This window comes from Pseudomonas sp. JQ36, assembly GCF_053851495.1.
This window is the reverse complement of record NZ_CM132642.1, coordinates 4,017,707-4,035,702: the sequence shown is the minus strand read 5'-3', so window position 1 is coordinate 4,035,702 and position 17,996 is coordinate 4,017,707. Positions and strand designations below refer to the sequence as shown.

The following is a 17,996-nucleotide window of genomic DNA, read 5'->3' as shown; positions in this document are numbered from 1 at the left end:
ATAGAAAACACTGGGATTTGAGTTTGGCGGGATTTAGCACTCTGGGTCTTCGAGGTTACAGGTCATCCAGGCTTATCTTGATCCTTTGCGGAGCTACAAGACGTTTGATGACTGCAGCTATTAGAGCCTTATCCTCTACAAAATTCAATTCTGTTTTGAGCGGTGACTGATACTGATCAGCGAAGCGCTGCTTCAGATCGTCGTCAGTAGAGGGTTTAGAAAATGCCACGATGGAAAACCGTAATGAAGTTTGTCTTTATTACGATAACAAGGGGGCCTTCCTGGCGGTAGGCTTGGCTTTGTTTCAGGCATTAAAAAGCCGGCTTGTGGCCGGCTTCTCGGGGACTGGCTTGGTTTATTTTTGGTAAACCGCGTCAGCCTTCAAAACGTACACCCGGATCTGCGTCCGGCTGTGGGACTTGGCCAGACTTTGGTCTGCCGCGTCGGGCGTCATCTGAGCCGCGGGAGCGGGGCGATGCGCAAATGTGGGGCGCAGGATACTGAGTTTTGTTGGGGATTCCCAGCCTCAACTGCGGAATAGAGCCACCACGGGGGGCAAAATTCGTAATTTGTACTGATTTTCGGGGCCTCTTCGCGAGCAGTCTCGCTCCCACAGGGTTTGGTGCAGGATCGAAGATCCGTATCCGATCAGAGAAACGGCACCACCGGCCGGCGTTTGCCCAGGGTCGACCACCAGAATACCCAGCCCAGAATATGGATCCGCTGCTCATCGATCTGCGCTGCGCGGAAAATTTCGTCCGGGTATTCGGCGCTGTTGTGGCTGCGCAGGCGCAGGGCGTTGCCGGGCATGCGGTGCAGGTATTTGATGCGCAGCATGCCGTCGTGTTCGATGGCGTAGATTTCGCCGTCGACCACCTGGGTCAGGCCGCGGTCGATGCCGACGATGGAGCCGTCTTCGATGCGCTCGGCCATGCTGTTGCCGATCATGTGCGCGCAAATGGCGTCGCCGGGACGGATTTCCAGTTGGGCGAGGTGGGCGCGGGGCAGGCGGACGGTTTGCTCGGGGTCGAGGATGACGTGAGTTTTGTCGGCGCCGGCGCTGAGCGGTGTTTCCTTGAAAAACGGCAGTTCGATGTCGTTGGGGTTGATGATGGAATAGACGCCGTTGACGGACTGCGCGTCAAAGGTGTCGCCGTTGCTGGCAGGCGTTTGCAGGCGGGGTGATTCTTTGCTGCCTTCGCCGGTTTTCAGCCACTCGCTGTTGACCGAGAGCAGGCGTGAGACTTCCTCCATGCGATACGCCGGGACGCCCCGGGTGTACCAGTTATGAATGTTTTGGGCTTCCGTGCCCCAGAACTTTGCGAATCCCGTGGTGGTGATGTTCGCTGCTTCCAGGAGTGCCTTGAATCTTGGACCGCTAGTGTTCTTTCTCATAAACACCGAGTCTACGGCCGTGCCAGAGCGGTTTGAATAAACCGGCTGTTCAAAAAAAGCCTGTATTTTGCGACTGGATGTAAGACGTGCTTGTGGGAAATCACTCACTTCGAAACTTTTCTGTAGTCCGCGATAAACACATTGTTTAAAGCGGCGTTTTTCAGGCACAAAAAACCCCGGATCAACCGGGGTTTTCTTCGAGCGTCATGCAGCCAGCCGGCGCTTAGCCCTTGTAGGCAGCAACCGACTTGGTGATCGCGTCGCGAGCGGCATCAGCGCCAGCCCAGCCTTCGATCTTGACCCACTTGCCTTTTTCGAGATCTTTGTAGTTCGCGAAGAAGTGCTCGATCTGCTGGATCAGCAGCGGTGGCAGGTCGGTGTATTCCTTCACGTCGACGTACAGCTGGGACAGCTTGTCGTGTGGGACTGCGATGACTTTGGCATCGCCGCCGCCGTCGTCGGTCATGTTCAGGATGCCGACTGGACGCGCACGGATCACCGAGCCTGGAGCAACCGGGTAAGGGGTCACAACCAGCACGTCGAGGGGATCACCGTCGTCAGCCAGGGTGTTCGGGATGTAACCGTAGTTGGCCGGGTAGAACATTGGGGTGGCCATGAAACGGTCAACGAACAGGCAATCGCTGTCTTTGTCGATTTCGTATTTGATCGGCGCGTGGTTGGCCGGGATCTCGATCGCGACGTAGATGTCGTTCGGCAGGTCTTTGCCAGCCGGAATCTTGCTGTAGCTCATTGGGCGTTGCCCCCGTAGTTGACCAAAAACACTTGGCCGGATTGACCAAAAAGTGGCGGCGATTATAGGCATATTCCTACGCCGACGCCACGTACCAGAAGTCGTGCAGCGCTTACTCGTGCGCCTGATAGACCGGGTCTGTGGCCTGAAGTTGCCGCAGCCTGCCCAACGGATCCTGCCGGTAGAAAAGCTGCAGTTGCAAGTAGACCTGTGGATAAGCCGCGTGCAGCAGATCCGGAGCGCTGAAGAAGTATTCGCTGGTGACCGCGAAGAACTCCGCCGGGTTTTCCGCGGCGTAGGGGTCGATGGCGGTTTCGGCATCGGGGTTGTGGTCGAGCTGGCGGTTGAGGTCGTCGTAGGCGTGCTGCATGACTTCGGCCCAGTCGCTGACGCGCATGTCGGTGTGCAGCGGCGGCAAGCCATTGGCGTCGCCGTTGAGCATGTCGAGTTTGTGCGCCAGTTCGTGGATCACCAGGTTGTAGCCTTCCCAGCCACCACTGGCCATCACCCCCGGCCAGGCGAGGATGACCGGGCCCTGTTGCCAGGCTTCGCCGCTGTGCTCGCCGTCCCACTCGTGCTCGACGCCGCTGGCATCGCGATGGCGTTGCGGGCTGAGGAAGTCGTCGGGATAAAGGACGATTTCGTGGAATCCCTGATACCAGTTCAAGTCGCCCAGACTGAGCAACGGCAACTGGGCCTGAGCGGCGAGCAGCAGGCGTTGTTCCTGATGCAGTTCGACGCCAGGCAGGGCAGTCAGGTGTTTTTCTTCGAGAAACAGCACACTGGCTTCACGCAGCCACTGGTCTTCAGCGGCACTGATGCCGTCGAGAAAGCTCAGGTGATGGCGCACCCGTTGCCACATATCGTCGGCAATCGGGTGTCTGGCCAGGATGCGCCGGCGACGCCAGGCGCTCAACGACCACATCGGCTTAGTGCGATTGGGCTTTGGTGCCGCCAAAGCGGCTGCGCACCACACCGATGATCATCGGTATCAGCGACAGCAGGATGATGCCGACCACCAGCAGCGACAGGTTCTTCTTGATGAACGGTACATTGCCAAAGAAGTAACCCAGGGTCACCAGGCCGCCGACCCACAGGACGGTGCCGAACACGCTGAATGCGAAGAAGCGCGGATAAGGCATTTTCCCCACACCCGCGACGAACGGTGCAAACGTACGGATGATCGGCAGGAAACGCGCCAGGGTTACGGTCTTGCCGCCGTGCCTGTCGTAGAAATCGTGGGTTTTCTGCAGGTAATCGCGACGGAAAATTTTCGAGTTAGGGTTGCTGAAGAGTTTTTCGCCCGCCGTTCGGCCAATCACATAGTTGGTGCTGTCGCCGAGGATCGCCGCGAGCATCAGCAGACCGCCCAACAGCACCGGATCCATACCACCGCCCGCTGCCACGGCACCGGCGATGAACAGCAGCGAATCACCCGGCAGGAACGGCATCACCACCAGACCGGTTTCACAGAATATGACAGCGAACAGAATCGCGTAGATCCACGGCCCGTAGTTGGTTACCAGCAAATCGAGATAGACGTCGAGATGCAGGACAAGGTCGAGCGGGTTGAAATCCATGGGGGCACCTGTGGTGACGGCCCGACTCGGCAGGCCTGTGCGGATGGTTCGGGTGTAAGCCTACAGCGGGATGTAGTTTTTCTTACAAGCCGGAAAGCACGGGATTATACGGTCTGAGAGGTGAAAAGCGCGTTGGTTTTGTAGCGAGGGATGTCGGGGTGTGATGAATTGTCAGGAATAACGGGAGGGGCCAAAAGATCGCAGCCTTCGGCAGCTCCTACGTGCGTTGCCCTGTAGGAGCTGCCGAAGGCTGCGATCTTTTGAGTTCAGAGCTCGTCGCTGATCGGCAGCACGTAGTTCTTGAACTCAGTGTCTTCCTTGAAGCCGATCGATTCGTAGGTTTTCTGCGCCACTTCGTTGTCGGCACTGGTGGAAACGCGCATGCGCACGGCCTGGGTTTCCTTGGCCATTTTCTTCGCGGTGCGGATCAGGTTGTCGGCCACCAGTTGGCGGCGGGCGTCTTCGGCGACGTAAATGTCGTTGAGGATCCACACGCGCTTGAGCGACAGCGAGGAGAAGCTTGGGTAGAGCTGGCAGAAACCCATCAGTTTCTTGTCGTCATCATCGGCCAGGGCCAGATAAATCACCGACTCCTTGCGACGCAGGCGTTTTTCGAGAAACGCGCGGGAGGAATCCGGGTAAGGCAGGGAACCGTAGAACTCGCGATATTTGACGAACAACGGGGTCAGCAAATCCAGGTGTTCGAGGGTCGCTTGAATAATCCGCATGATAGGTCTCGTCTTCAAGTGGCTGTCTTCAACTGCTCTGACGGCGATGGGAAACCCTGCGGCCGTGCGTCGATCCTGCCTGAAAGCAGCGCAGAAACGCAATGCGGAAACGGTTCAGGTTGTGGGTGGATCGAGCAGGAAGTTTCCCTTCATGTCCGCACCGGCGTCCGACTCCAGCGTCTGAACCTGTGCTTCGTCCTTCAGGTTGACCCCCGACAGCTGTCGCCGACAGGCTTCGCGCATCAGATACAGCAAGCGATGCGCCGCCATGCCGTAGCTCAAGCCCTCAAGCCGCACGTTAGAGATGCAATTGCGGTAGGCATCGGTCAGCCCGACTTTTGGATTGTAGGTGAAATATAAACCGAGGCTGTCGGGCGAGCTTAGGCCCGGGCGTTCTCCGATCAGCATCACGAGCATTTTTGCACCAAGCAACTGACCAATCTCGTCACCGATGGCGACCCGGCCCTGTTCCACCAGCACTACCGGGGCAAGCGACCAGCCGTCGGCGCTCATCTGCTCCTCCAGGCGGGTCAGAAGCGGCAAGGTATGCCGATGCACCGCCAGTGCCGACAGGCCGTCCGCCACTACGATCGCCAGATCGAACCCGCCAGGGTGCGCAGAAGCGTAATCACGCAGGGTCTGCGCCGAGGCGTCGCTGAGCTTGCGCCCCAGATCCGGGCGTTGCAGGTAACTGTTGCGATCGGTCGCCGCGCTGTGCAGCAACAAGGTCTCGCGCCCGCGCTCGCTCAGTTGCGCGCTGAGCCCGGCATGATCGAACGGCAGATGCACCGCATCTCGCGCCTGAGCGTGGGCGAACTGGAAATCCAGCTGGGCGCTGGTCGGCAGGCTGGTGCCGGTGCGGCCGAGGGCGATGCGCGCCGGGGTCAGGCGGCGCAGCTCCAGCCACGGGTTTTGCGGGTCGACAGGCGGTTTTTCCATCACACTCATCCCAGTTGCGCCAGTGCCTGGCGGAAGGCCGGCGGCAGGTTGTTGCCAAAGCGAACCTTGCCGTCCGCCTGGGTGAAAATGCCCATGTTCGCCAGCCATTGCTCGAACTCCGGCGCCGGTTTCAGGCCCAGAGTCTGGCGCGCGTAGAGCGCGTCGTGGAACGAGGTGGTCTGGTAGTTGAGCATGATGTCGTCGGAGCCGGGGATGCCCATGATGAAGTTGATCCCCGCCACACCGAGCAGGGTCAGCAGGGTGTCCATGTCGTCCTGATCGGCTTCGGCGTGGTTGGTGTAGCAAATGTCGCAACCCATCGGCACGCCGAGCAACTTGCCGCAGAAATGGTCTTCGAGGCCGGCGCGGATGATCTGTTTGCCGTTATAGAGGTATTCCGGGCCGATGAAGCCGACCACGGTATTCACCAGAAACGGCTTGAAATGCCGCGCCACCGCGTAGGCTCGGGTCTCGCAGGTCTGCTGGTCGACGCCGTGGTGGGCGTTGGCCGAGAGCGCGCTGCCCTGACCGGTTTCGAAATACATCAGGTTCTGTCCGAGGGTGCCGCGTTTGAGGCTCAGCCCGGCGTCATAGCCTTCCTGCAATACGTTGAGGTTGATGCCGAAACTGGCGTTGGCCGCTTCGGTGCCGGCAATCGACTGGAACACCAGATCCAGCGGCACACCCCGGTTGATCGCCTCGATCGAGGTGGTGACGTGGGTCAGTACGCACGCCTGGGTCGGGATGTCGTAGCGCTGGATGATCGCGTCGAGCATCTCCAGCATCGCGCAGATCGAGGCGATGCTGTCGGTGGCCGGGTTGATCCCGATCATCGCGTCGCCGTTGCCGTATAGCAGGCCGTCGAGAATGCTCGCGGCGATGCCGGACGGCTCGTCGGTCGGATGATTTGGTTGCAACCGGGTCGACAAGCGCCCGCGCAGGCCGAGGGTGCCGCGAAACTTCGTCACTACGCGGATCTTCTGTGCCACCAGCACCAGATCCTGCACGCGCATGATCTTCGACACGGCGGCGACCATTTCCGGGGTCAGGCCGGGGGCGAGGTTGTGCAGGCTGGTTTCGTCGGCCGCATCGCTGAGCAGCCAGTCGCGGAAACCACCGACGGTGAGGTGGCTGACCACGGTAAAGGCTTGTTTGTCGTGGGTGTCGATGATCAGTCGGGTGACTTCATCGCTTTCGTAGGGAATCAGCGCTTCCTGCAAAAAATGCGTGAGCGGGATGTCGGCCAGCGCCATTTGTGCGGCTACGCGCTCGCCGTCATTGAGCGCGGCAACGCCGGCCAGGAAGTCCCCGGAGCGCGCGGGGCTGGCCTTGGCCATGACGTCCTTGAGGCTGTCGAAGCGGTAAGTCTGGGCGCCGACCGTGTGAGCGAAACTCGCCATACAGAAATCTCCGTGACGGCGCAGGCCAGGCCCGCGCCGTGGTTTTCGACCGTCAGTGCAGGGCTTGTTCGGCCTTCTGAATCGCCGCAAATTCTTCTTCCGGCGTACCTGCTACCAAGTGATGTCGACTGTAGAAAGCAAAGTAAGCAATTAACACTCCATAGATGATAGCGGCGCCGATCACGACCCGTGGATCGACGAGGAACCCCGCGATCACGGCGATGCAGGCCAATACCAGCGCCACACCCGAGGTGAAGATGCCCCCGGGCGTACGGTACGGGCGATCCATTTTGGGGCGGCGGATGCGCAGCGTGATGTGCGCGGCCATCATCAGTACGTAGGAAATGGTCGCGCCAAACACCGCCACCAGAATCAGCAGGTCGCCCTGGCCGGTCAGCGACAGCCCGAAACCGATGACTCCGGGGATCACCAGCGCAAGTACCGGGGCCTTGCTTTTATTGGTCTCGGATAATTTGCGCGGCAGGTAGCCTGCGCGGGACAAGGCGAAAATCTGCCGCGAATAGGCGTAGATGATCGAGAAGAAACTGGCGATCAGCCCGGCCAGGCCCACGAGGTTGACGAAACCGCCCATCCAGGTCGAGCCGCCGTAGGCTTTGCTCAACGCTTCAACCAGCGGGTTGCCCGACGTCAACAGCGAGTTTGCACCTGCGCCGCCGGGCCCGACGATCAAAATCAGCAGGGCAAACGCCAGCAGCACCAACATGGCGCCGATGAGCCCGCGTGGCAGGTCGCGTTTCGGATTTTTGGTTTCTTCAGCGGCCAGCGGCACACCTTCCACCGCGAGGAAAAACCAGATCGCGTAAGGAATTGCCGCCCACACGCCGACGTAGCCGAACGGCAGGAAAGGGCTGGCGCCGGTAGCGCTGGTCACTGGGATGTCGAGCAAATTGGCGACGTCAAAGTGCGGCACCATGGCCACCAGAAATACACCGAGCGCCAGAGCGGCGATGGCCGTGATGACGAACATCAGCTTCAACGCTTCGCCAACCCCGAAAATGTGGATGGCGATAAAAATGATGTAGAACGCCAGATAAATCATCCAGCCGCCGATGCCAAACAACGATTCGCAGTAAGCGCCGATGAACACGGCAATCGCGGCAGGAGCGATGGCGTATTCGATCAGGATCGCGGTTCCGGTCAGGAAGCCGCCCCACGGGCCGAAGGCACTACGGGCAAACCCGTAACCGCCCCCCGCCGTGGGAATCATCGAGGACAGTTCGGCCAGGGAAAAGCACATGCACAAATACATGGTGGCCATCAGCAGTGTCGCGAGGAACATGCCGCCCCACCCGCCCTGAGCCAGGCCAAAGTTCCAGCCTGCGTAGTCGCCGGAGATCACATAAGCGACCCCAAGCCCCACCAGCAGCACCCAGCCGGCGGCGCCTTTTTTCAATTCGCGTTGTTGGAAATAGTCCGAACCGACTTTTTCGAAGTCGACGGAAGAGCCGGTCGCCGGAGCGCCAGCAGGGGATTCGCCAGGCATAGGGTTCACCATTTTTATTGTTGTATTGGCCCGGCTGTTCCGTCAGGAACTATCGGGTTGAATGGCACGCAGCTTTCGCGAGCAAGCTCGCTCCCACAGATTTCCGTGGTTAGCTCAACATTGAGATCTGATACAGATCCCTGTGGGAGCGAGCTTGCTCGCGAAAGCGGACGAGAGGGCGACACAGAAATATCTGTGTCGCCCAAGGGCTTTAGAAGAAACCCAACGGATTGATGTCGTAGCTCACCAGCAGGTTTTTGGTCTGCTGATAGTGATCGAGCATCATCTTGTGGGTTTCACGGCCGACGCCGGACTTCTTGTACCCGCCGAACGCGGCGTGCGCCGGGTACAGGTGGTAGCAGTTGGTCCACACGCGACCGGCCTTGATCGCGCGGCCCATGCGGTAGGCGCGGTTGATGTCGCGGGTCCACAGGCCGGCGCCGAGGCCGAACTCGGTGTCGTTGGCGATCGCCAGGGCTTCGGCTTCGTCCTTGAAGGTGGTGATGCTCACCACCGGGCCGAAGATTTCTTCCTGGAACACGCGCATTTTGTTGGTGCCCTTGAGCAGGGTCGGCTGGATGTAATAGCCGGTCGCCAGATTGCCCTCGAGTTTTTCCACCTTGCCGCCGGTCAGCAGCTCGGCGCCTTCGCCCTTGGCGATTTCCAGGTACGACAGGATCTTGTCGAATTGCTGCTCGGACGCCTGCGCGCCGACCATGGTGTCGGTGTCGAGCGGGTCGCCACGTTTGATCTGCAGGACTTTCTTCATCACCACTTGCATGAATTCGTCGTAGATCGACTCCTGAACCAGCGCGCGGGACGGGCAGGTGCAGACTTCGCCCTGGTTGAAGAACGCCAGCACCAGACCTTCGGCGGCTTTTTCAATGAAAGTCGGCTCGGCCTGCATGATGTCTTCGAAGAAGATGTTCGGCGACTTGCCGCCCAATTCCACGGTGGACGGAATGATGTTCTCGGCCGCGCATTTCATGATGTGCGAGCCGACCGGGGTCGAGCCGGTGAAGGCGATCTTGGCGATGCGCTTGCTGGTGGCCAGCGCTTCGCCGGCTTCTTTGCCGAAACCTTGCACCACGTTGAGCACGCCCGGTGGCAGCAGATCACCGATCAGCTCCATCAGCACGCAGATGCCCAGCGGAGTCTGCTCGGCCGGCTTGAGTACCACGCAGTTGCCGGCGGCCAGTGCCGGGGCGAGTTTCCACGCGGCCATCAGCAGCGGGAAGTTCCACGGGATGATCTGCCCGACCACGCCCAGCGGTTCATGGATGTGATAGGCCACGGTGTTGCCGTCGATTTCGGCAGCGCTGCCTTCCTGGGCGCGCAGGCAGCCGGCGAAGTAGCGGAAGTGGTCAGCGGCCAGCGGGATGTCGGCGTTGAGGGTTTCGCGGATGGCTTTGCCGTTGTCCCAGGTTTCGGTGATCGCCAGCAGTTCGAGGTTCTGTTCGATACGGTCGGCGATTTTCAGCAGGATCAGCGAGCGCGCCTGCACCGAGGTCGCGCCCCACGCATCGGCTGCGGCGTGGGCGGCGTCCAGTGCCTTGTCGATGTCTTCGGCAGTGGAGCGGGGGAATTCGGCGATCGGTTGGCCATTCACTGGCGAGGTATTGGTGAAGTACTGACCTTTGACAGGCGCGACGAACTCGCCGCCGATGTAGTTACCGTACTTGCTCTTGAACGAGACTTTGGCGCCTTCAGTACCGGGGTGAGCGTAACGCATGATGTTGTTCTCCTTGGCTTTGTACTTATTAGAGAAACGCGCAAGTGCGCTTGCTATAAGCGTAGAGCAAAGGTCGGGCCACTGCCGTGCAGCTCAGGCAAATCAAGGCCTTGCGTATTTTTTGTCGGACGGGCGGGCGGCGCCTGTGATGGTTTCGGTACAGAGGGGGTGACAGTTTGTACCGCTTTTGGCACAGCCTGTGACCGGGTGGTCTTGCCAGCATTGCAATGCCGGCCTGCCTGGAGGATCCTCAGCCAACAGAAACCCTGTAGGAGCTGCCGCAGGCTGCGATCTTTTGATCTTGATCCTCAAAAACAAGATCAAAAGATCGCAGCCTGCGGCAGCTCCTACATGAGGTTTGCGTCGACCTTTCGGGGAGAATAATAAGAAATGCACGACAACCATTTGAGTCGCCATGCCCAGCAGGTTCTCACCGTCAGTCAGGGCAAACCGCACCTGCACGGGCCCGGTGCCGATCCGTCGATTGCCCGCTCGTGGCTGCGCTGTCTTGAGGACTATCACCTCGATCCGGCCCTGACCATGGCGCCCACCGTGCTCGAACACGGGCGCGTGCTTGAAAGCCGCGAACGCCTGCAACAGGTGTTGCAGATCGCCGGTAATGAAATGAGCAGCCTGCATCAACAACTGTCCGGCGCCGGCCACGCGGTGCTGTTGACCGACGCGCGCGGGGTGATCCTCAACTGCGTCACCGCGCCGGCCGAGCGCAAGATTTTCGAACGCGCCGGCCTCTGGCTCGGCGCCGACTGGAGCGAAGCCTGCGAAGGCACCAATGGCATCGGCACCTGCCTGGTCGAGCGCCAGGCGCTGACCATCCATCAGGACGAACACTTTCGCGGCCGCCACACCGGCCTGACCTGCTCGGCGAGCCCGGTGTTCGACCCGCACGGCGAATTGCTTGCGGTGCTCGACGTGTCCTCGGCGCGCCAGGACGTTTCGCGGCAGAGCCAGTTCCACACCATGGCGCTGGTCAATCTGTCGGCGAAGATGATCGAGAGCTGCTATTTCCTGCGCTGCTTCGATAACCAATGGCTGCTGCGTTTCCATCTTCAGGCCGAATCCGTCGGCTTGTTCAGCGAAGGGCTGCTGGCGTTTGACGGGGAAGGGCGGATCAGCGCGGTCAACCAGAGCGCGCTGAACCTGCTCGGACATATTCGCGGTGGTTTGCTCGGCAAGCCAGTGGAAGCGTTTTTCGATTGCTCGCTGGACGAGTTGCTCGGTCGTGCCAGCGCCAATGCCAGCGCCAGTTGGCCACTGCGCACCCGCGACGGCCGGCATCTGTTTGCTTTGTTGCGCGGCGAATCGCGCAAACCGGCGCCGGTCCTGCCGGCCCCGGTCGCGGCCAAGCCTCAACCGCTGACGAACATTTGCCTCGGCGACGCGGCGCTGCAAGCGGATTTCCGCAAGGCGCTGCGGGTGTTCGAGCGCGACGTGCCGCTGCTGATTAACGGCGAAACCGGCTCTGGCAAGGAAGCCTTCGCCAAGGCTGTGCATCACGCCAGTCAGCGCGCCAACAAAGCTTTTGTCGCGCTCAATTGCGCGGCGATTCCCGAGAGCCTGATCGAGAGCGAACTGTTCGGTTATCGCGGCGGCAGTTTCACCGGCGCGCGCAAGGACGGCATGCGCGGCAAGCTGCAGCAGGCCGATGGCGGCACGCTGTTTCTCGATGAGATCGGTGACATGCCGTTGGCACTGCAGACCCGTTTGTTGCGGGTGCTGGAAGACCGGCAGGTGGTGCCGATTGGTGGCGAGCCGGAGGCGGTCAACGTGCGGATCATCAGCGCCACGCACCGCAATCTGCTGGAGCGCGTGGCGGACGGCAGTTTCCGCGAAGATCTGTATTACCGGCTCAATGGCCTCGAGGTTGCGTTACCGGCGTTGCGCGAACGCAGTGATAAGTCGCAGTTGCTGGATTTCCTGCTGGCCGAGGAGGCCGGCGGCGAAACAATCGTGATCGACGAACCGGCGCGCCAGGCTTTATTGGCCTTCAACTGGCCGGGCAACGTGCGGCAGTTGCGCAATGTCTTGCGCACATTGGCGGCATTGTGTGATGAAGGGCGGATCGGGCTGGAGGATTTGCCGGCGATGATTCGGCAGGGGCGGCCAACGCTGGAGCTGAAGTCGGTTGAGTCCGAGCATCCGCTGGAAGACGCCGAACGTCTGGCGTTGCTCAATGTGCTGGAACAAACGCGCTGGCACATGACCCAGACCGCGCAGCAGCTCGGGGTCAGCCGCAATACCCTCTATAGAAAGCTGCGTAAACACGCGATCTCCCGTTAAACCGCGTCGCGCCATTCGCGAGCAAGCCCGCTCCCACAGGATCAGCGCCAACCTTGTAGGAGCGGGCTTGCTCGCGAAGGCGTCGTCGCAGGCGAAACACCAGGTGCGATTTCCCCCTCCCTGCGCTAACCTGCGGCCATGTTTTACGAGGTCGACTATGCACATTCATATTCTGGGTATCTGCGGGACTTTCATGGGCTCGATGGCGGTTTTGGCCAAAGAGCTGGGCCACCACGTTACCGGTTCCGACGCCAACGTCTATCCGCCGATGAGCACGCAGCTTGAGGCCCAGGGCATTCAACTGACCCAGGGCTACGACCCGGCCCAGCTCGATCCGGCACCGGATCTGGTGGTGATCGGCAACGCCATGTCCCGTGGCAACCCGGCGGTGGAATATGTGCTGAACAAAGGCCTGCCGTACGTCTCCGGCCCACAATGGCTGGCGGATCACGTGCTGCAAGGGCGCTGGGTGTTGGCGGTTGCCGGTACGCACGGCAAGACCACCACCAGCAGCATGCTCGCCTGGGTGCTGGAACACGCCGGCATGAGCCCGGGGTTCCTGATTGGCGGCGTGCCGCAGAACTTCTCGGTGTCCGCGCGTCTGGGCGGCACGCCGTTCTTCGTGATCGAGGCGGACGAGTACGACAGCGCGTTCTTCGACAAGCGTTCGAAGTTTGTCCACTACCGCCCGCGCACCGCGATCCTCAACAACCTTGAGTTCGATCACGCCGACATCTTCCCCGATCTGCCGGCCATCGAGCGGCAGTTCCACCATTTGGTGCGGACTATTCCGAGCGAAGGTCTGGTGATTCACCCAACCACCGAACCGGCCTTGCAGCGCGTGATCGAAATGGGCTGCTGGACTCCGGTGCAAACCACCGGCGTCGGCGGGCAGTGGCAGGTCAAGTTGCTCAAAGACGATGGCTCGGCGTTCGAAGTGATGTTCGAAGGCGTGTCCCAAGGCACCGTCGAGTGGGAGCTGACCGGTCAGCACAACGTCGCCAACGCCCTGGCTGCGCTGGCAGCGGCGCGACATGTCGGTGTGGTGCCTTCGATGGGCATCGCCGGCTTGAGCGCATTCAAGAACGTCAAACGCCGCATGGAGAAAGTCGCGGAAGTGCGCGGCATCACCATCTACGACGACTTCGCCCACCACCCGACTGCGATCGCCACCACCCTCGATGGCTTGCGCAAGCGCATCGGCGACGCACCGCTGATCGCGATCATCGAACCGCGCTCCAACTCGATGAAGCTCGGTGCGCACCGCGACGGCTTGCCGGACAGCGTGGTCGATGCCGATCAGGTGATCTGGTACGCCCCGGCCAACCTCGGTTGGGATCTGGCAGCCACTGCGGCACTGTGCAGCGTGCCGTCGATTGTCAGCGATTCGCTGGAAGGCATCATCGAACGCGTGAAGAGCCAGGCGCAGCCCGGTACTCACGTGGTGATCATGAGCAACGGCGGCTTCGGCGGCCTGCACGGCAAACTCGCCGAGGCGCTGCAATGAACACTTTCGCCCAGAGCGGCGGCCCGGAACGCATCACGCTGGCGATGACCGGCGCGTCCGGCGCGCAGTACGGTTTGCGCCTGCTCGATTGTCTGGTGCGGGAAGATCGTGAAGTGCACTTCCTGATTTCCAAGGCTGCGCAACTGGTGATGGCCACCGAGACCGATGTCACGCTGCCGCCCAAGCCGCAGATGATGCAGGCGTTCCTCACCGAGTACACCGGGGCGGCCGCCGGGCAGATCCGCGTGTACGGCAAGGAAGACTGGATGTCGCCGGTGGCCTCGGGCTCCGGCGCGCCAGCGGCGATGGTGGTGGTGCCGTGTTCCACCGGGACCTTGTCGGCGATTGCCACCGGTGCCTGCAACAACCTGATCGAGCGCGCAGCGGACGTCACCTTGAAGGAGCGTCGCCAATTGATTCTGGTGCCGCGCGAGGCGCCGTATTCGAGTATCCATCTGGAGCACATGCTGAAGCTGTCGAACATGGGCGTGACCATCCTGCCGGCCTCGCCGGGCTTCTATCACCAGCCGCAGACCATCGACGACCTGATCGATTTCGTCGTCGCGCGGATTCTCAATCTGTTGGGCATTCCTCAGGACATGCTGCCGCGTTGGGGCGAGCATCATCTGAGCAGCGATGAATAAGCTGCTGACGATTGTGCTGGCGCTGCAACTGGCCGGCTGCGCCACCGCGCGCACGCTGGATGCCGCCAAACCGGGGGCGCCGGTGGTGTATTCCGGGACGCGCCTGGATTTGTACGCGATGAATGGCGGTTGTTGTGCGATGGATCGCTTCGGGGCCGAGGCGCCGAGTTATCCGGGGGTGGACCTGCCGGCGAGTGCGTTGCTTGATACGCTGCTGTTGCCGTTGTCTTTGCTGACCGTGATTGGCGTTGGGTTTCAGGCGACTGGCGGATTGTAGGGGAGTGCTGCGCACTCCTGTGGCGAGGGAGCTTGCTCCCGCTGGGCTGCGAAGCGGCCCCAAACCCCACGACTAAATCCTTCAGATACACCGCATTATTCAGGGCTGGCGACTGCTGCGCAGTCGAGCGGGAGCAAGCTCCCTCGCCACAAAGTCCCGCTGTTATTTGCCGAGCTTGCGTAATTCATCCGACTCGACGATCCGCACGCCATCCTGTTCTTCCAGCGCCAGGCGCCACATCGCCCGGGCCAGTTGGCAGGCTTCGATGCCGCGATATTTGCCGGGAATCAGTTTGGAGAACGGCGCCGCCAGTTGTTCGCCCAGGCGCGGCTCGGTGCGATCTCCCAGCAATAGCGATGGTCGGCAGATGGTCAGCTGCGGCCAGTCCTGCGCGCGCAATGCCTGCTCCATCTCGCCTTTGACCCGGTTGTAGAAAATCGACGATTTCGGATCGGCGCCCAGCGCGCTGATCACGATCAGGTGCCGTGCGCCCATCTCCCGCGCGCGTTTGGCGAACGCCACCACCATGTCCAGATCCACCGCGCGGAACGCGGCTTCGGAGCCGGCCTGTTTGATGGTGGTGCCGAGGCAGCAGTAGGCGATATCGACGCGACCACTGAGTTGCGGCAGAAACGCCTGTGGGTCGCCCACCGGATTTTCCAGGTGCGGATGCTCCGCCAATGGCCGACGGGACGGGGCGAGCACGCGGGTGATCGTCGGCTCGTTGAGCAAACGGTCGAGCAGATGTTCACCGGTCAGTCCGGTGGCTCCGGCAAGCAATACGTGCTGAGGCGTCAAGTACATAGTGTTTCTCCCTTGATACTGTTCAGCTTAGTTGCTGTTTGTTGCTCCGTCGTTCAATGCAGCACTCTGCAACGCTTTTCTCGCTTGCTGTTTGCGCAGCAGTTGCCAGTGCGACAGCACGGTTTTCGGTGCCCAGATCTGCGGTTCCGAGGCTTCGAAGTTGTCTGCCAGTTCGCGCTCGGCGACGGTGGCCTTGGCCAGTTTGAAGGCCTGCTCCAGATCGTCGGTCTGGTTCAGGGCCTGAGCGAACAAGGCATCGCCGAAGTAGGTGAAGTTGGCTTCTTCCGAGCAACCGAACGACACGCGATCGGCACGCGAGGCGGTCATGATCAGGGTGCGCTCATCTTTCAGCGCAGGGATGAAACCGCCGGAATAGCACGATGAAATCACGATCACCTTGTCGCGGTTTTTCAGTGGCGCGAGCACGGCGGCGAGTTCGTCGGCGGGCAGGTCGGCGAGCTCCATGCGCGGCTGGTCGAGTACCAGCTCGTGTTCGGCAGTGCCGTGGCTGGTCAGGTAGATGAAGATCAGGTCTTCCGGGCCGCTGCGTTCAGCGAGGGTCTGCGCGGCGCGGCGCAGGTTTTCGCGGGTGGCCATCGGCCGGTCGGCGAGATGCTCGCGGTGGTTGACCAGACGAATCTGGCCATAAGCGCCGAAACGCGTAGTGAGCATGTTGGCGACGTAATCGGACTCGCGCAGGAACACGCTTTGCTTGCCGTCGCCGCCGAGGGTCAGGGTGTACAGCTCGACTGCTGGCGTCGACGCAGGCACGGCGGCCAGTGCGTCATCGAGCAGACGCCCTTGGGCCAGCAAGCCGAGTTCGAGGGTGTCGGGCAACAGCTTGCCGTCGGCGTCACGTACGCGCTGGCCGTTGATCCAGGTGCCGCTGAGCACGGTGCCGTCGGTCAGCACCAAAGTGCCGCGTCCGGCGTAGCTGTCGCCGTCGAACCCGCCGATGTAGAAGCTGCCGTCAGACAGGTTCAAGCGGCCCTGACCGCTGAAGCGCCAGTCGTTGAAGTAGCCGATGTAGTGGCTGCCGTCGGCACCGATCAATTCGCCCTTGCCGGTCAGCGCGCCTTCCTTGAACTGGCCGAGCCACACGTCGCCGTCGGCGTTCTCGTAGCGGCCCTTGCCGTGCAGTTGGCTGTTCTTGAAACCGCCGACATAGATGTCGCCATCGGCACTGTTGAACGTGCCATTGCCTTCGAGCTGGCCGTTGACGAAGTGGCCGCTGAACGTATTGCCGCTGGAGTCGCCGCGCTGGCCTTCGCCGTTGGGTTTGCCGTGGGCGAACTGGCCCTGATAGGAACTGCCGTCGTCCATTTCCAGACGACCCAGCCCGGAATACTGGTCAGCCTTGAACTCGCCACGGTAGGTCATGGCGTTTTCCTTGAGGGTGCCTTCGCCGTCGCGTCGGCCCTGCTTGAAACCGCCGGTGTAACTGCTGGCGTTGGTGGTCAGGCTGCCTTGGCCATCGAACAGGCCCTGCTGGAACTGGCCACGATAGACCTCGCCGTTGCTGCCGTGCCACTCGCCCTGGCCATGCCATTGGCCCTTGTCGAACTGCCCGGCATACCAGCTGCCGTTAGGGTAGTCGACGCGGCCCTGGCCTTGCAGCAAGCCGTTGACCAGTTCACCGCGATAGCGTCCGCCGTCCGGCAGCCGTGCATCCGGGGGCAACAGCGATTCGCCGTCGCCGCACGCGGTGAGCATCAGGGTCAGGGCAAGGGGTGCAAGAGAAGCGAGTGGGCGCATAGCGGGATCCGGGCAATTAGGCGACCGAGTATGCCGCAGCTATGTGACCTTATACAGCCGGTAAAAACAGCGCTGATGCGAAACAGCGTGCGCTGTTTCGCATCCCGTGACTTAAACGAAGCAGAGCGACAGCGGTTCGGCGATATAGGCCGGTTTGTCCGAGCCTTCTATCTCAAGCGTCGCGGTGGCCTTGAGCAGCCATTGACCGGGTTTTTTCTCGGTCACTTCGGCCAGATCGACCTTCAGGCGCACTTTTGAGTTGACCTTCACCGGCTGGATGAAACGCACGCTGTCCAGACCGTAATTGACCACCATCTTCAGGCCTTGCGGCAGCACGAGGATGTCTTCCATCAGTTTCGGGATCAGCGACAGTGACAGGAAACCGTGGGCAATGGTGCTGCCAAATGGCGTTTGCGCGGCTTTGACCGGGTCGACATGGATGAACTGATAATCCCCGGTGGCTTCGGCGAACAGGTTGATGCGCTCCTGATCGATGGTGAGCCATTCGGAACGTCCGAGTTCCTTGCCGACATAATCTTTGAGCTCTGCAACGGGAACATAGGGCATTGAGACTCTCCTTGGGTTCATCGGTTTTATAGTTTTTCAGGTGGGGGATTTGACCGCCCTGCGAACCACTGTAGATCAACATGGCGATTTGCTCCGGTCAACCGACCATGCTTTT

The 17,996-nt window shown here is 61.0% G+C and carries 16 protein-coding genes; 4 read left to right on the top strand and 12 right to left on the bottom strand.

Going from position 1 to position 17,996, the window contains the following annotated elements; translation table 11 throughout:
• Positions 1-648 precede the first annotated feature (648 nt).
• From ACS4NR_RS18170 to exaC, 9 genes are all read right to left on the bottom strand, one after another.
• Positions 649-1,395 (bottom strand): S24 family peptidase, encoded by a 747-nt coding sequence (locus tag ACS4NR_RS18170; protein ID WP_095139154.1) that lies wholly within the window; start codon positions 1,393-1,395, stop codon positions 649-651.
• Between the two features lie 223 nt (positions 1,396-1,618).
• Entirely contained in the window at positions 1,619-2,146 is a 528-nt protein-coding gene (gene ppa, locus ACS4NR_RS18165) for an inorganic diphosphatase (protein ID WP_008052339.1), read from the bottom strand.
• Positions 2,147-2,258: 112 nt separating this feature from the next.
• Positions 2,259-3,071: a M90 family metallopeptidase gene (locus tag ACS4NR_RS18160; RefSeq protein WP_456018011.1), complete on the bottom strand. Its 813-nt coding sequence runs from the start codon at positions 3,069-3,071 to the stop codon at positions 2,259-2,261.
• Positions 3,072-3,075: 4 nt separating this feature from the next.
• A complete protein-coding gene (locus ACS4NR_RS18155) occupies positions 3,076-3,726 on the bottom strand; it encodes a DedA family protein (RefSeq protein WP_115986848.1) in 651 nt (216 codons plus the stop codon).
• 266 nt (positions 3,727-3,992) lie between these two features.
• Positions 3,993-4,454, bottom strand: a complete 462-nt coding sequence (locus ACS4NR_RS18150; RefSeq protein ID WP_007958617.1) for a GNAT family N-acetyltransferase — start codon at positions 4,452-4,454, stop codon at positions 3,993-3,995.
• A 114-nt stretch (positions 4,455-4,568) separates the two neighbouring features.
• Entirely contained in the window at positions 4,569-5,393 is an 825-nt protein-coding gene (eutC, locus tag ACS4NR_RS18145; RefSeq protein WP_456018010.1) for an ethanolamine ammonia-lyase subunit EutC, read from the bottom strand.
• Positions 5,394-5,398: 5 nt separating this feature from the next.
• A complete protein-coding gene (locus ACS4NR_RS18140; RefSeq protein WP_456018009.1) occupies positions 5,399-6,793 on the bottom strand; it encodes an ethanolamine ammonia-lyase subunit EutB in 1,395 nt (464 codons plus the stop codon).
• A 52-nt stretch (positions 6,794-6,845) separates the two neighbouring features.
• The gene (gene eat / locus ACS4NR_RS18135) at positions 6,846-8,297 is read right to left on the bottom strand and encodes an ethanolamine permease (RefSeq protein WP_095139162.1); all 1,452 of its coding nucleotides are present in this window, start codon (positions 8,295-8,297) and stop codon (positions 6,846-6,848) included.
• A gap of 211 nt (positions 8,298-8,508) precedes the next feature.
• Positions 8,509-10,029, bottom strand: coding sequence for an acetaldehyde dehydrogenase ExaC (gene exaC, locus ACS4NR_RS18130; RefSeq protein ID WP_025108675.1), 1,521 nt, complete (start codon positions 10,027-10,029; stop codon positions 8,509-8,511).
• 390 nt (positions 10,030-10,419) lie between these two features.
• Here exaC and ACS4NR_RS18125 point away from each other — a divergent pair, with 390 nt between their 5' ends.
• From ACS4NR_RS18125 to ACS4NR_RS18110, 4 genes are all read left to right on the top strand, one after another.
• Complete coding sequence (locus ACS4NR_RS18125) at positions 10,420-12,327, top strand: sigma-54-dependent Fis family transcriptional regulator (protein WP_456018008.1); 1,908 nt, start codon at positions 10,420-10,422, stop codon at positions 12,325-12,327.
• A gap of 157 nt (positions 12,328-12,484) precedes the next feature.
• Positions 12,485-13,834, top strand: coding sequence for a UDP-N-acetylmuramate:L-alanyl-gamma-D-glutamyl-meso-diaminopimelate ligase (mpl, locus tag ACS4NR_RS18120; protein ID WP_201136482.1), 1,350 nt, complete (start codon positions 12,485-12,487; stop codon positions 13,832-13,834).
• The gene (gene ubiX, locus ACS4NR_RS18115) at positions 13,831-14,478 is read left to right on the top strand and encodes a flavin prenyltransferase UbiX (RefSeq protein ID WP_007968137.1); all 648 of its coding nucleotides are present in this window, start codon (positions 13,831-13,833) and stop codon (positions 14,476-14,478) included. Before mpl ends, ubiX begins: the two co-directional genes overlap by 4 nt.
• Positions 14,471-14,755 (top strand): YceK/YidQ family lipoprotein, encoded by a 285-nt coding sequence (locus ACS4NR_RS18110; protein ID WP_115986843.1) that lies wholly within the window; start codon positions 14,471-14,473, stop codon positions 14,753-14,755. The genes ubiX and ACS4NR_RS18110 overlap by 8 nt, the downstream gene beginning before the upstream one ends.
• A gap of 162 nt (positions 14,756-14,917) precedes the next feature.
• On the opposite strand, the gene ACS4NR_RS18105 is transcribed toward ACS4NR_RS18110, so the two are convergent.
• The 3 genes from ACS4NR_RS18105 to ACS4NR_RS18095 all read right to left on the bottom strand — a co-directional run bounded on the left by ACS4NR_RS18105 (position 14,918) and on the right by ACS4NR_RS18095 (position 17,881).
• Positions 14,918-15,559: an oxidoreductase gene (locus ACS4NR_RS18105; RefSeq protein WP_007968134.1), complete on the bottom strand. Its 642-nt coding sequence runs from the start codon at positions 15,557-15,559 to the stop codon at positions 14,918-14,920.
• A 27-nt stretch (positions 15,560-15,586) separates the two neighbouring features.
• On the bottom strand, positions 15,587-17,314 hold the full coding sequence (locus ACS4NR_RS18100; RefSeq protein WP_166497253.1) for a C13 family peptidase: 1,728 nt from the start codon (positions 17,312-17,314) through the stop codon (positions 15,587-15,589).
• A gap of 111 nt (positions 17,315-17,425) precedes the next feature.
• Positions 17,426-17,881 (bottom strand): MaoC family dehydratase, encoded by a 456-nt coding sequence (locus ACS4NR_RS18095; RefSeq protein WP_003228575.1) that lies wholly within the window; start codon positions 17,879-17,881, stop codon positions 17,426-17,428.
• Positions 17,882-17,996: the final 115 nt, after the last annotated feature.